Consider the following 12,380-nt stretch of genomic DNA (forward strand, 5'->3'; position numbering starts at 1 on the left):
TATGGCGGGCTCAGGCGAGCATTGGCAATCGTCACCTTATGGCTAAATCGTCCGCACCCCCATAGCTATAGTTCTGACATGGCAAAAATCGACATCACGCGCGAAGCTTGACTAGCGCGAAGGCAGTCGGCTGATGGCTGCATTATCACGCTTTTGGTTCTCGTTATATGGCGCAACAATACCAATTATGGTATGGTTCTGCCATGAGCTATTACGACGACATATACGAGATTGCCGTAGATAACCACGGGTACGTCTCCACGGAAACGGCCTCAAGGGTCGGGGTCCCGGCTGTAGAGCTCGCGAAGCTGGCTCACAGGGGAAGGCTGGAGAACATCTCTCGGGGGCTCTACCGCCTTACCCGGTTCGTCCCTACCGAGAACGGCTCTTATGCGGAAGCTGTGGCGAGACTTGGAGGCGACGCGTACCTATTCGGCGAGTCCGTCATAGCCATGCTCGGACTCGCTCCGACAAACCCGAGCTACATCTGCGTGGCGACCCCCCATCGCACTAGGCGCAAGCTTCCAGCCTATATAAGGGTGAAGAAGCCAGGGAAAGGCGACACGGTCACCTCATATGACGGAATCCCGAGCCAGGATGTCGCGACGGCCGTTCGAAGCGCAAAGGCGACGATGATGGACGAGCGACTGCGAGATGCCGTGGAGGAGGCGAGATGCCAGGGGTATCTCAGGCGCGATGATTACGAGAGCCTCAAGAAAGACATGGGATGGGAATGAAGTGACCAAACAGTCAGCGCAACCTCGACATGGCGATCCGCCGCCTCGGCGCAGGTGAGAAAGCCTTCCTTTCGAACCGGAGCATCATCGCAAACGCGATCGTCGGACAGCTGATGGCCGGAGCCGTGGTGAAAGGCGGCTCGTCCCTGAAGATACGCTTCGGGAACGCGGCAACGAGAGCGACCACCGACTTCGATGCCGCGAGGTCTGTCGGCGAATACGAGTTCGAGGAAGGGTTCGCGAAAGTTTGGCAACAGGATGGGAGGGCTTCACGGGCCGACTTGTCGAGCTGCCGAAGGCGCATCCGGAAGGCGTCCCAGAGCCGTACGTCATGCAGCCCTACGCAGTCAAGCTGAGCTATCTGGGAAGACCGTGGTGCACCGTCGACCTGGAGCTGGGCTACAACGAGCTCGGAGATGCCGACCACGCCGATATGGTGGTTCCCGCCGATGCGAACGAACTGCTTGCCGCGATGGGGCTTCCGGAGTTCGGACCGATTCCGCTCATGGCCCTTCATTACCAGATTGCCCAGAAGCTCCATGGCGCATCGGAGCCGGGAAGCCAAAGGGCTCATGACTTGGTCGACCTTCAGATCATGGTCGAAAACGGCGAAATAGAACTTCGCGCGACAAGAAATACGTGCATCCGCCTGTTTTCATATCGGCGCATGCAAGCGTGGCCTCCTGAGTTCCATCTTTTTGCGAAGAAGGGCAGGGGCGTGATGATGCATGGCGGCAAAGACGATTGGCTCTGCAGGAAAGCTTTGAGAATATAGTCGCAGATTCGAAAACCTTCGGGTTTTACAAGGGCCGATCTCGCGGGATTGGCCCTAGTTTTACCCAGCCCTCTTTTACGATCCTCCATCAGGCGCATCCCCTTTCGAACTGCATGAAAGCCGGACGAACCGCTTCATTGCGCATGTGCTCCAGCTCCGATGCGTTGGCGGAGAGCACCTCGCACATCTTCACGTAGCGCCCGTAGCGCTCCTCGCATGCGGCCCAGTAGCGCTGGCAGGAGGCGTCCTCGGCGCATCTCTCCAGCACCTCGAACTCGGGCGGGCGACTGCCGTCCATGTAGAGCTGCGACCTGATGACGCTGCGCCTCGTCTGCACCTTGCGCCAGAGCTTCGCGAAGCCGGGGTCGACCTGGGCGAGGCCGGGCATGTCCAGGGGCTCCCCGTCGGCCCCCAGGATGTCGGGCGCTATGGGCTCGTCGGCCCAGGCGGCCAGCCCGTCGTCGCATTCGAGCCAGCGCGGAAGGTTCTTCGCGAGGCGGTTGTCGTCGCCGTTCCTGATCCAGTAGTCCTTGGCGTAGGCCGCATACGCGTCGATGATCTGCTCCGGCTCGAAGCCCGATGCCACCCTGGCCTTCCAGACCTTCAGGCAGTCCCGCTTGAACTTGAGCGACGTGAGCGGCTTGAGCGACAGGGCGCACAGCCGCTCGAACGGCTCCGGGAACTCGCCCTTCCGGTACTCCCTGAAATCCCCTGCGCCCTTCTCCCCCGGCCTGTCGGCTGGCTCCGAGTCGCAAGAGAGGGGTTCTTTTAGTTCTTTATCGCCTTTGGGCGATTTATCGGATGAGTAATTTATAGGTGCCGGTTTCCCAGATGTGGGTTTTCCAGATACGGGTTTTCCCGTTCTGGTTCTGAGTTGGGACGACTTGCCGGTTTCGTCCGTTTCGCAGGTTTCGCCCTCGCGTTCCTCGGCTTTCGCAGAGTCGTTATCGTGAGGGGCTTCCGGTGACGTTTGGGAATGCTCGAACTCCGACAGCACGGCGAACCCGTCAGCCTTCAGCTCCGCGCACACGTCATCGTGCATCGCCGGGTCGTCGAGGGTTACCCAGGTGGCCTCCTCGGCCTTCAGGAAGCGGCCGTTCTCGCTGCGCTTGCGGGCGCGGATGATGTAGCCCGCCGCCTCGAGCTCCTTGATGCCGGCGGTCACCGCGTCCGCGCCGTCGCGCACGAGCGAGGCGAACCCCTTGATGGTGAACACCCACTCGGGGTTGCCCTCAAGCGAGCGTATCTGGCAGTAGATGCCCTTGGCCTTCGCCGAGAGGCCGTGGTCGAAGAAGATGGTGTTCTCGACGTGCGTGAAGGAGCCCTTGCCCCTGTGCATAACGTTGCCCATCACGCACCGCCCCGTCCGTCGCGGCGAGCCTCCGCCTGCTCCAAGAGCTCAAGCGCCCGGATGATGCGCCCTTCTATCTCGTCCCTGGTGGCAGTGGGGCGGAAGAAGCGGGCTATGCTCTTGCGCGGTATCTTGAACTGCTCGACCTGGTTGGGCTTCTCCTCCTCCATGATGGAGCGGATCAGCGCCGGTGTGAGCGAGCCCTCCTTCGAGTAGCGCTTCAGCTTGATGGCCTGGGCGTGCGAGGGCGTTGCCGCCTGCGCCCCGATGGCGTCCAGCAGGTGCTCCTGCTCGCTCTGGGAGAGATGGCTTACCTCCACAGCGGGGAGCATCTTCATGCGCCCCTCGTCCACGAGGGCAAGAAGACCTGGAATAAGGAAGGTCAACCGTATGAAGCGTTGAATCCTGTCCTTACTCACGCCGAGCTCTTCGGCCAAAATGTCACGCGACCTCCTGCCGTCTGACTTGTGCGCAAGTTGCGCACAAGTCAGGTCGGTGCGCTGCCCCTGGCGCTTCATCGCCTCAAGCCGCATCGAGTACGCGAACGCCCGCTCGCTCGGCAGGATGGTCTCCCTCTGGAGGTTCGAGTCCACCATGGCGATTGTGGCCTCGTCGTCGGTCAAGCTGCGCACGATGCACGGCGCGCTCTCCAACCCCGCCAGCTCCGCCGCACGCGCGCGCCTGTGCCCGCTCACCAGCTCGTAGCGCTCGGGGCCCGAAGGCCGCACCGTGAGCGGCACCAGCACCCCGTTCTCGGCGATGCTCTCCGCGAGCCGCTCCATCTCCTCGTCGTCGCGCACCTAGAAGGGATGGCCCGGGAACGGGTCGATGAGCGAGAGCGGTATGTCGGCCACGCCTGCGAGGGCGGAGCCGTCGCGCTCCTCCTGCGACGTGAACAGCTCGTCCACGCCGGGCAGCGTTATGGGAACCTTCCTCCTAGCCACGGGCGATCACCTCCTCTGCGAGGCGTTCGAAGGCGCGCGCCGCCTTTCCGCGCCCGTCGTAGGAGAAGATGCTCGTCCCCACGGCGGGAGCCTCGGCAGCGGACACCGCCCGGGGGATGACCGTCTCGAACACGCGGTAGGTCTCCCCGTACTGCTCGCGGATGGCCCCCTCGACCTCGCGGGCCAGGTTGTTGCGGCTGTCGGAGAGCGTGATGAGTATGCCCTCAACGGTTAGCGACGGGTTGATCTGGCGTCGCACGCGCCCGACGGTCTTCAAGAGCGCCGTCATGGCGGAGGCGGGAAGGTACTCGGCCGACACCGGCACGAGCACGCTGTCCGCGGCGACGAGGGCGTTCACCGGGATTATCCCGAGCGTCGGCGCGCAGTCGATGAGTATGAAGTCGTAGTCCGCCTTGAGGGGCGAGAGCCACACGTTCATCAGCTGCTCGCGCGACATCGCCATGAGGATGGGCATCTCCATCCCGGCGAGCTCGATGTTCGCGGGCATGAGGTCGATGCCCTCCTTGTGGGGGAGGATTCCCTCGCGGGGATCGAGCCCCTCGCCCTCGATAACCGTGTTCAGATGATTCGCGAGCGTGACCTCCAGGGCGTCGGGGTCGCTCCACCCGAGCGACTTGGTGAGGTCGCCCTGCGGGTCGGCGTCCACGAGAAGCACGCGCCTCCCGAGGCGCGCGAGCGCCACTCCCAGGCTCAGGGTCGTGGCCGTCTTGCCGGTTCCGCCCTTCTGGTTGGCTACTGCGATCGTCCTGCATGGCATGTTCCATGCACCTCCTTCTGCGGTTGCCCGCATCTGGAGGTCAGACGGTTCTCGCACGATGTGCGAAAGGCGTGCGTTTCGCGAAAATACTGGAAGCACACTGGAAAACTCGGGGTTTCAGGAAAAGCGGAGAAGTTGGAAGCGTTTCCCCTGTTTCAAAAACCATGCCTTTGAACTGGGGATTTCTCGATTGCGCATTTCGCGCGTTTCGCGGGACGCTACCCTGCCAACAGCTTGGGAAGCCAGGGCCTTACCACTTGGCGACCCCCGCATGGGTGAGCATTATACCGTTCTCCCGCACAGAAGTCTCGAAGTAGGCGGTGCTTTCAGGTGCTATCGCTAGCCCTCGTGAATCTCTTCCTTCGTCTTGGGGCGAATCGTGCCCGCGATGGGCTTCTCGCCCGGGCGGGCAAGCGGCCTCACCAGCTCGTGGGCCACGTAAGGCTCTTCCAGATAGTCCATCTCCTCCTTGGAGAGCTCGATGTCGACCGCCGCCACGGCGTCGTCCACGCGAGACGGCTTCGAGAATCCGAGCGTCGGGCTTTCGACTCCCTTGTTGAGATGCCACGCGATGGCGATCTGGGCCATGGGGACGTCGCGGCGCTGTGCAAGCTTCGCGACGCGCTCGATGATGGGGATGTCGAGCGATTTTGCCCGGTCGTACTTGTCGGCCATGGTCAGATCGGTCTTGCTGCGAAGCGAATCGATATCCCATGCCTTGCGCGTAAGATGGCCCGAAGCCAGAGGGCTATAGGGCGTGAGCGCCATGTCGAACTGGCGGCAGACCGGTATCATCTCGCGCTCGTTCTCGCGGTAGAGCAGGTTGTAGTGGCATTGCATGTTCGTAAACTTCTCCCAGCCGTTCTGCTCCGCGATGTCCTGCATGTTGTGGAGCTGGTAGGCGAACATCTAGCTCGCGCCGATGGCGCGCACCTTACCGGCGCGGACCAAGGCATCGAGCGCTTTCGTTTGCGGTGGGCGATCGGGTGGCGCTCGTGGTGTGCGCCGGAGACACGCGCATAGCGAATCCGAAGTTCAAGACGCGCTTCGGGTGCAAGTCGAAGATGCTGTCTGCCGACGAGGCGGAGGAGCGCATCGGTCATGCCGTCGGTGGCGTGTGTCCCTTTGGCGTGAAAGACGAGTGCGATGTCTATCTCGACGAGTCCCTGCGCAGGTTCGACATGGTCTATCCGGCGTGCGGAAGCTCCAACAGCGCCATCGCGTTGACGCCCGATGAGCTGGCGGCGATTGTTCCCAAAAGCGAATGGGTGGACGTCTGCAAGCTGCCGGAGTGAGACACGCCACCTGTTTCGATTGGGCTTTCCCGCGCGGCAATAGGCGAGCCTACGGCTATAGTGTGTGCGTACCAAGACGAAGGCGGCCGCGTGAAAAAGCAAAAAGAGAGCATCTGGAGCTTTCCCTACATCGCGTTGATGATGGTGAACCTCTTCCAGTCTATGGCTGCGTTCATGGCCAACACCACGCTTCCGGTGTATGCTGACGCGCTGGGAGCATCTCCTTCCATGGTAGGTATAGTGGTGAGCTCGTTTTCCGTGACGGCATTGCTCATCAGGCCCTTCGCGGGCCCTGCGTTCGACAGCTTCTCGCGCAAGCGTCTGCTCATGGCGTCGCAGTGCATCATATGTGCCTGCATGTTCCTCTACGGTGTGGTGGATTCCCTGCAGGGGCTTGTCATCGTCAGGCTCGTACACGGCATTGGGATTGGCTGCAGTGGTCCGCTCGCCATGTCGCTCGTATCGGAGTTCCTTCCGGAGTCGAGGTTCGCGAGCGGAATAAGCATCTATGCCCTGGCGCAGTCGTTCGCGCAGGTGGTCGGTCCGGCAGCGGGGTTGTACCTGGTGAATGCCATCGGCTTTTCACCATCCTATTTCCTCGCCGCGGGTTGCCTCCTGGTGGCCATTTGCGGTGTCGGGCTCATACGGGAGCCGTATCGGGAGCGTTTGCGCTACGAGCTGAAACTTGATCGTATGTTCGCGCCGGAGGCAGTGGGAAAGGGGGTCGCCCTGATGCTGCTCGCAACCTCGTTTTCGTGCATGGGCGCCTATGTCGTGCTGTATGGCTATTCCGTGGGAGTTTCCCAGATGGGGGTCTTCTTCATCGTGTACGCCTTCTGCCTGTTGGGGACGCGCCCCCTATTTGGAAGCATGGCTGACAGGTTTGGTGCGCCGCGCATGCTCGCCGTCGGTATCGCGTTCTTTGCGGCGTCCTACGTTGCGCTTGCCGTCGCGGACAATCTGGTGGCGTTCATCATCGCCGCGATTTTAGGCTCGGCCGGATTCGGATGCTGCGGTCCGCTGCTCCAATCCGCCGCGTTGGCCTCCGTGCCCCCATCTCGCCGCGGCGCCGCAAGCAATACCGCCTTCACGGGGCTCGACCTGGGAATGCTCATCGGTCCCATCATCGGGGGCATGGTCATAGAGGCTGCGACGCCGATTCTCGGCAGCCAACCCGAGGCGTATTCGCTCATGTGGCTGGCGATGCTCGTACCCGCCATAGGCGCCTCTCTGATTGTCTTGCGTTGGAATCTGCAGCGTCGGCAGGATATGACATAGTCGCATTATTGGCCGGTATCTCGCATATCGGCCATTTTTGTGCGTCGCGGCGAATCTTAGACTAGTCAGAAAAGCAAAACGCGGTATTGCGGCCCTTTCGGCCAGGCAAGAGGAAAGGCCCGGATTATGAGACCAATGGACTTTGCAAAGCGCACGGCGGCCAACAAGCTCGTCGACTACCTCTGCGCAGATCCCGAAAACAACATGAGCAAGGTGATGGACAAGATCAACGCCATTTGCCCCGACGCCCTGTTTCCCGCGCAGCGCGAGGCGTTCACGAAGGTCATGTCCGATCCCGACAACAACATGTACCAGCTCATGATGCGGATCATGGATCTCAACCCCGCGGTTCGCAACGACATGATCAAGACCGTCCTGGTCGAGTCCAACCTCATAGCGTGGGGCGTACAGGAGAAGATGCGCGAGAAGTATCGCTGCAACATCCCCTGGGCCATCCTGCTCGATCCCACGAGCGCCTGTAACCTGCACTGCACGGGTTGCTGGGCCGCGGAGTACGGCCACAAGCTCAACCTGAGCTATGACGAGATCGACTCCATCATCCGCCAGGGCAAGGAGCTCGGCGTCCACATCTACATCTACACAGGCGGCGAGCCGCTGGTGCGCAAGCACGACCTCATCAAGCTCTGTGAGGCGCATCCGGATTGCGCGTTTCTATGCTTCACCAACGCCACGCTCATCGACGAGGAGTTCTGTCAGGAGATGATTCGCGTCAAGAACTTTATCCCGGCCATCTCGGCCGAGGGCGACGAGGCCGCCACCGATGGGCGCAGGGGCGAGGGTACCTACGCCAAGGTGGAAGCTGCCATGGATTTGCTGAACAGCCATGGGCTGCCCTTTGGCGTTTCCATTTGCTACACCCACGACAACGCGCCTTCCGTGGCAAGCGACGAGTACTTCGACTGGCTCATCGAGAAGGGCGCGTTGTTCGCTTGGATCTTCACCTACATGCCCGTGGGCAAGGACGCCCCCACCTCTCTCATGCCCACGCCCGAAGACCGCGAGCGCCTCTACCGCTTCAACCGTCGCATACGCGAGACCAAGCCCATCCTCACTCTGGACTTCCAGCACGATGGCGAGTTCGTGGGCGGATGCATCGCCGGTGGCAGACGCTACCTGCACATCAATGCTGCCGGTGACGTCGAACCCTGCGTGTTCATCCACTATTCGAATGCCAATGTCCGCGAGATGTCGCTTCTCGACTGCCTGCGCTCGCCCATCTTCATGGCCTACTACGAAGGACAGCCCTTCAACGACAATCTGCTGCGACCGTGTCCGATGCTCGAGAATCCCGAGTGCATCGAGCGCATGGTCGAGGAGACGGGGGCCCACTGCACCGATTTGCAGGCGACCGAAAGCGCTCACGACCTTGCGGAGAAATGCCGACCCGCGGCGCGCGCGTGGGCGCCGGTGGCAGAAAGGCTCTGGACCGACCCGGATGATCCGCGCGCTGAGCTGCGCAACCGCACTTGCAGCGGCCTGGCCGATAGCGACCTGGAACGCCTGGGGTATCAAGGGCGCACGATGCACGGCGCCTTCGATCCCGACCGCGACAAGGACTCCATCTTCGCGACAAAATAACGGCTGACGCAACGCGTGTCAGTCGCCCATCGTCACGTATTTGTAACGTCTGCCGGGACTGTCTGCATGCTATTCTTCCTGTTAATTGGCTGCACAGGCTAATTAAATAGCCGATGCATCCATGGTTCGTCGATGGGGAGAGTCATGCCGAGACCCCACTACAAAAAGGGCGATGATACCGCCCGTGACAAGTTGGAAGCGGCGTTTTGGGATGCGCTTGCCGAAGGATCCTACGAGGGCATAAGCGTGGTGGGGCTGTGCCGCGCCGCCGGCGTGAACAAGAACACCTTCTACTACCACTTCGACAACATCGACGAGCTGGCCCGTGCGGCGGCGGAGTCCCTCGTCGAGACGCAGTTCATCTACACGGTTATCGAGGCGATCAGGGGAGATGCCCAGCTTCCCGACTACCTCTCGAAGAGCGAGTTCTCGATGCGCCTGGATCGGGTATGCCTCCTGGCCGATGATAGAGCTCCTTCCCAGCTGCGCCGCATGTTACATGACGCCATCCTGAGGATGTGGAGCGCCAAGTTGGGCATCGATGTGGACGGGCTCGATTTGCGAGACCGTACGTCCCTGGAGTTCGTCATCGGCGGATTTCTGGGAATCTTCGCGTACAGGAGTCGCGAGAGCGGAAGCTTCGACCTGAAGGACATCTGGGGCGCAGATTACCTATATCACGCGTTCGATATCGTGAACAAGCTGGTGGAGGATAGCCAGCAGACGTGAGACGCGAGAGCGAGCAAAGCGATGCCGGTTGTCGCGACTACTGGTCGCGCCTGTTTGCCATGACGCTTTTCGGCTAAGTCGGACAGAGCATCTTGACGAGTTGCGCGAGCGTATCGCAAAGATGTCAGGATGAGGGCCGCCTACTCCGTGCTGCGCTTGCGGCCACGCCAGGCAAGTACGGCGAACACGACGGCTGCGAGAAACGCGATACCCGCCAGCGTGCCCACGATGGCGATCGTCCTGTCACCGGTTTCGACGAGCGTCATGGTCTTTTCCGTGCCGGTCGTGTAGGCGTTGATGGTCTCTTCGGCATCCTTCTTGTTCACAGGGTTTTCGAGCATCTCGTCGGTGATCTCGACCGTGTCGTCAACGGCCTCGCCGTTGCCGGGCGCATCGTCGTTTCCATTCCCGACGAAGTCCTCGACGATCACGTCATCGGGAAGCGTGGTGATGAGGTCGTCATGGTCGAAGATCTGGTCGGGAATCTCCACGGCATCTGGCAACGTGGTGATCTGATCGTCATAATTGACGTCCCCATCGGGAACTTCCACGGCATCCGGCAAGGTGGTGATCTGGTCGTCGTGGTCGAAGATGCCATCGGGAATCTCGATGCCATCAGGCAGCGTCGTTGACGAGGGCGTGTAAAGCACGTTGATCACGTTGTTGTCAGGGTCCGTGCCCAGGCGAATCTGGGCCGGATACGTGTCGATCACGTAGGTGTCATCAATCTTGTACTCGTAGGCATCGCCCACGATGAGCTTGTCGAAGCGCTGGTTCGTGAAAGTCTCCGATCCGAGTTTGGTGAACTCGACATCTTGGGGCGCCAGGGCACCGCTCCACGAATCGGCAGTTAGGTCGGCGCCAGTCATAAGATAGTAGTTGACCGTATATTCGGAATTCCACAGCCGCACGTAGTTGAGCGTGTAGACGTTTTGGCTCGGATCACGCGACACGACCATCCTGTTGGGCCATCCATCCCAGAAGAAGTAGCCTGGAATGTCCACGACATAGCTCCAGGCAGTTAGCTCCTGGCCTTCGTGAAAGCCCGAGAGAGTGCGCGTCCCCATGAGGCGAAGGCCATTCTCGTCTTTGGGTACGTCGGGGTCATCGAACATGACCATCTCGTAGTAGTTGAGCGTGATGGAGCAATTGTCGGCGGGAGAGAGGCCAGCATCTTCGTCGCTAGCCAGGGTCTGGTCCTGCACTGTTGACGTCGGGACCTCGAGCTCGTTTCCCTGCGTATCCACGACGGTTTGCGTGGGGTTTTCGGCGAAGGCGCTGTAGGCGCAGTACGCGCTCAGGACAATGCCAATGCACAGGAGCGCAATTGCCGAGACCAGGGTGACCTTGAAGAAACGCATGGAAGTGGGGCCTGAAGCAAGCGTCTTCATAATAAACGCCTCCTTAAGTGTTAATGATGTTGCTGTCAAGAATAATACAGCGTTTATTTGTCTTTCGGTAGCAAATTATCGGTATAGTTTCCAAAAAGACAGAAATGCGATATGTCATTTCGAGCGAAAAAAGGGAAATCTCTCCATTCCGCGGCCTTGCGGCCGCTCCAGTCGAGATGACAAAAGGGCCAGGCGCCGCTCCCGCTGTCATTTCGAGCGGAGCGAAGCGCCCCCCCCTGTCATTTCGAGCGAAGCGGTGTCCCACTGTCATTTCGAGCGGAGCGAAGCGTAGTCGAGAAATCTCACTCCACCCTCATTGGATTCTATTGTCCCCAGTCCCATCGGCTTACAATCTTGTCATTCTCGGTCATGCGGCCCCATCATCTAGTAACTTACCTCGTATGGATAGGAACTTCGCGATGGAGGTGAGATGCAGATGGGGTCAGTCAGCTCGTTTTTGAGCAGCTTTAGCGGTAGCTTCAAAGCTGCTCTTCTCATCTGGCCGTTCCTCTCCTTTGCTCTCACGCTTCCCGTGCTCGTGTACCTCTATCATCGTGACGGTCGACTGCGCCTGTCGTCGGCCGTGAGTGCCTACCTCGCCATCCTCTACATCGCGGGTCTGGGCTGCTTCACGCTCTATCCGCTCCCCAGTGGTGATGCCGGTCCGGGCATCACCTACGGCATCCCGCCGCAGTTCGATCCTCTCAACTTCGTCCACGACATCGCGAAGGACGGTATCAAGGCGGTTCTGCAGCTGCTATTCAACATCGTGCTGTTCATACCGCTTGGCTTCATAGCGAAGCGCTTTCTGCGCTTGGGCTTCGGTGTGACCGTGCTCATCTCGCTTGGGACGACGATTCTTATCGAGACCGCACAACTCACGGGCCTCTTTGGCATCTATCCGTACGCCTATCGCACCTTCGAGGTGGACGATATTATCTGCAACACACTTGGCGGCATCGTTGGATGGTGGTGCGCCTATGGGCTAAGGCGCGTGCTGCCCGAGGAGAAGGCCATCTTCCTGAAGACGACCCATGCCCCCGGCTTCGTGCGGCGATGCGTCGCCCTTTGGGTTGACCTGATTGTTATCGCCCTGTGCACGGAGGGGCCTTGGCTGTTGCTGGCCCTGGCGAGCGAGGCGTTTCTCGACGAGCCCTTCACGATAGCGGGGCTTACCGCGCCCCAGACCGAGACGCTCATGATGTACGTCTGCTTCGCCCTTTCCTATGTCGTCTTCGAGGTCGTGGTGCCCTGGCGTAACGATGGGAGTACGGTTGGCGGCAAGCTCGTGCATATGTCGTTCGAGACGAGAAAGCGGATGGGAACGCAGCGGGTGCTCTTCTACGCGGTGCGCACTGCCGCGCTCATCGCCATTCTCATGTTTCCGCTCGCGCTTGTCCCGGTTATCGTCATCTTCTACCTCATCGCGCGTAAGATGCCCTACGACTATCTACCGGGGCAATGAAACCACTTCCATTTCGAGCAAAATGGCGAGATTCCTCC

The 12,380-nt window shown here is 60.4% G+C and carries 12 protein-coding genes and 1 pseudogene; 8 read left to right on the plus strand and 5 right to left on the minus strand.

The features are described 5' to 3' along the window. The first annotated feature begins 203 nt into the window (after window positions 1-203). Genes DBY20_06520 through DBY20_06530 form a run of 3 tightly spaced genes read left to right on the plus strand, consistent with a single transcriptional unit; the run spans window position 204 to window position 1,512 of the window. Window positions 204-737, plus strand: coding sequence for a hypothetical protein (locus DBY20_06520; GenBank protein PWL78508.1), 534 nt, complete (start codon window positions 204-206; stop codon window positions 735-737). Between the two features lie 29 nt (window positions 738-766). Next, window positions 767-1,093 (plus strand): hypothetical protein, encoded by a 327-nt coding sequence (locus DBY20_06525; protein PWL78509.1) that lies wholly within the window; start codon window positions 767-769, stop codon window positions 1,091-1,093. Continuing rightward, window positions 1,069-1,512, plus strand: a complete 444-nt coding sequence (locus tag DBY20_06530; GenBank protein ID PWL78510.1) for a hypothetical protein — start codon at window positions 1,069-1,071, stop codon at window positions 1,510-1,512. Before DBY20_06525 ends, DBY20_06530 begins: the two co-directional genes overlap by 25 nt. 88 nt (window positions 1,513-1,600) lie before the next feature. Here DBY20_06530 and DBY20_06535 read toward each other — a convergent pair whose 3' ends face one another. The 4 genes and pseudogenes from DBY20_06535 to DBY20_06550 all read right to left on the minus strand — a co-directional run bounded on the left by DBY20_06535 (window position 1,601) and on the right by DBY20_06550 (window position 5,494). Beyond that, on the minus strand, window positions 1,601-2,863 hold the full coding sequence (locus DBY20_06535; GenBank protein ID PWL78511.1) for a hypothetical protein: 1,263 nt from the start codon (window positions 2,861-2,863) through the stop codon (window positions 1,601-1,603). Next, window positions 2,863-3,807 (minus strand): annotated as a pseudogene (locus tag DBY20_06540) (chromosome partitioning protein ParB). The gene DBY20_06535 and the pseudogene DBY20_06540 overlap by 1 nt, the downstream one beginning before the upstream one ends. Continuing rightward, window positions 3,800-4,585, minus strand: a complete 786-nt coding sequence (locus tag DBY20_06545) for a chromosome partitioning protein ParA (protein PWL78512.1) — start codon at window positions 4,583-4,585, stop codon at window positions 3,800-3,802. The pseudogene DBY20_06540 and the gene DBY20_06545 overlap by 8 nt, the downstream one beginning before the upstream one ends. A 339-nt stretch (window positions 4,586-4,924) precedes the next feature. Beyond that, on the minus strand, window positions 4,925-5,494 hold the full coding sequence (locus tag DBY20_06550) for a hypothetical protein (protein ID PWL78513.1): 570 nt from the start codon (window positions 5,492-5,494) through the stop codon (window positions 4,925-4,927). A 65-nt stretch (window positions 5,495-5,559) separates the two neighbouring features. Between DBY20_06550 and DBY20_06555 the strand changes: the two genes are divergently transcribed. The 4 genes from DBY20_06555 (at window position 5,560) to DBY20_06570 (ending at window position 9,486) form a co-directional block, all read left to right on the plus strand. Further along, window positions 5,560-5,880: a hypothetical protein gene (locus tag DBY20_06555; protein ID PWL78514.1), complete on the plus strand. Its 321-nt coding sequence runs from the start codon at window positions 5,560-5,562 to the stop codon at window positions 5,878-5,880. A 90-nt stretch (window positions 5,881-5,970) separates the two neighbouring features. After that, window positions 5,971-7,158, plus strand: a complete 1,188-nt coding sequence (locus DBY20_06560; GenBank protein PWL78515.1) for a hypothetical protein — start codon at window positions 5,971-5,973, stop codon at window positions 7,156-7,158. A gap of 126 nt (window positions 7,159-7,284) precedes the next feature. Next, the gene (locus tag DBY20_06565) at window positions 7,285-8,757 is read left to right on the plus strand and encodes a radical SAM protein (GenBank protein ID PWL78516.1); all 1,473 of its coding nucleotides are present in this window, start codon (window positions 7,285-7,287) and stop codon (window positions 8,755-8,757) included. Between the two features lie 132 nt (window positions 8,758-8,889). Further along, window positions 8,890-9,486, plus strand: a complete 597-nt coding sequence (locus DBY20_06570) for a hypothetical protein (GenBank protein ID PWL78517.1) — start codon at window positions 8,890-8,892, stop codon at window positions 9,484-9,486. A 140-nt stretch (window positions 9,487-9,626) separates the two neighbouring features. Here the strand turns inward: DBY20_06570 and DBY20_06575 are convergent, their stop codons facing one another. Continuing rightward, complete coding sequence (locus DBY20_06575) at window positions 9,627-10,877, minus strand: hypothetical protein (GenBank protein PWL78518.1); 1,251 nt, start codon at window positions 10,875-10,877, stop codon at window positions 9,627-9,629. Between the two features lie 436 nt (window positions 10,878-11,313). On the opposite strand from DBY20_06575, the gene DBY20_06580 reads away from it, so the two are divergent. After that, window positions 11,314-12,342: a hypothetical protein gene (locus tag DBY20_06580; GenBank protein PWL78595.1), complete on the plus strand. Its 1,029-nt coding sequence runs from the start codon at window positions 11,314-11,316 to the stop codon at window positions 12,340-12,342. Window positions 12,343-12,380: the final 38 nt, after the last annotated feature.

Source organism: Coriobacteriia bacterium, from assembly GCA_003149935.1.
Taxonomy (GTDB): Bacteria; Actinomycetota; Coriobacteriia; order Coriobacteriales; family QAMH01; genus QAMH01.

Coding starts and splice junctions, on each gene's coding strand:
- DBY20_06530 (PWL78510.1), top strand. CDS start 1,069: ATGCAGCCCTACGCAGTCAAGCTGAGCTATCTGGGAAGACCGTGGTGC.
- DBY20_06520 (PWL78508.1), top strand. CDS start 204: ATGAGCTATTACGACGACATATACGAGATTGCCGTAGATAACCACGGG.
- DBY20_06550 (PWL78513.1), bottom strand. CDS start 5,494: ATGTTCGCCTACCAGCTCCACAACATGCAGGACATCGCGGAGCAGAAC.
- DBY20_06565 (PWL78516.1), top strand. CDS start 7,285: ATGAGACCAATGGACTTTGCAAAGCGCACGGCGGCCAACAAGCTCGTC.
- DBY20_06575 (PWL78518.1), bottom strand. CDS start 10,877: ATGAAGACGCTTGCTTCAGGCCCCACTTCCATGCGTTTCTTCAAGGTC.
- DBY20_06535 (PWL78511.1), bottom strand. CDS start 2,863: ATGGGCAACGTTATGCACAGGGGCAAGGGCTCCTTCACGCACGTCGAG.
- DBY20_06570 (PWL78517.1), top strand. CDS start 8,890: ATGGGGAGAGTCATGCCGAGACCCCACTACAAAAAGGGCGATGATACC.
- DBY20_06545 (PWL78512.1), bottom strand. CDS start 4,585: ATGCCATGCAGGACGATCGCAGTAGCCAACCAGAAGGGCGGAACCGGC.
- DBY20_06580 (PWL78595.1), top strand. CDS start 11,314: ATGGGGTCAGTCAGCTCGTTTTTGAGCAGCTTTAGCGGTAGCTTCAAA.
- DBY20_06525 (PWL78509.1), top strand. CDS start 767: ATGGCGATCCGCCGCCTCGGCGCAGGTGAGAAAGCCTTCCTTTCGAAC.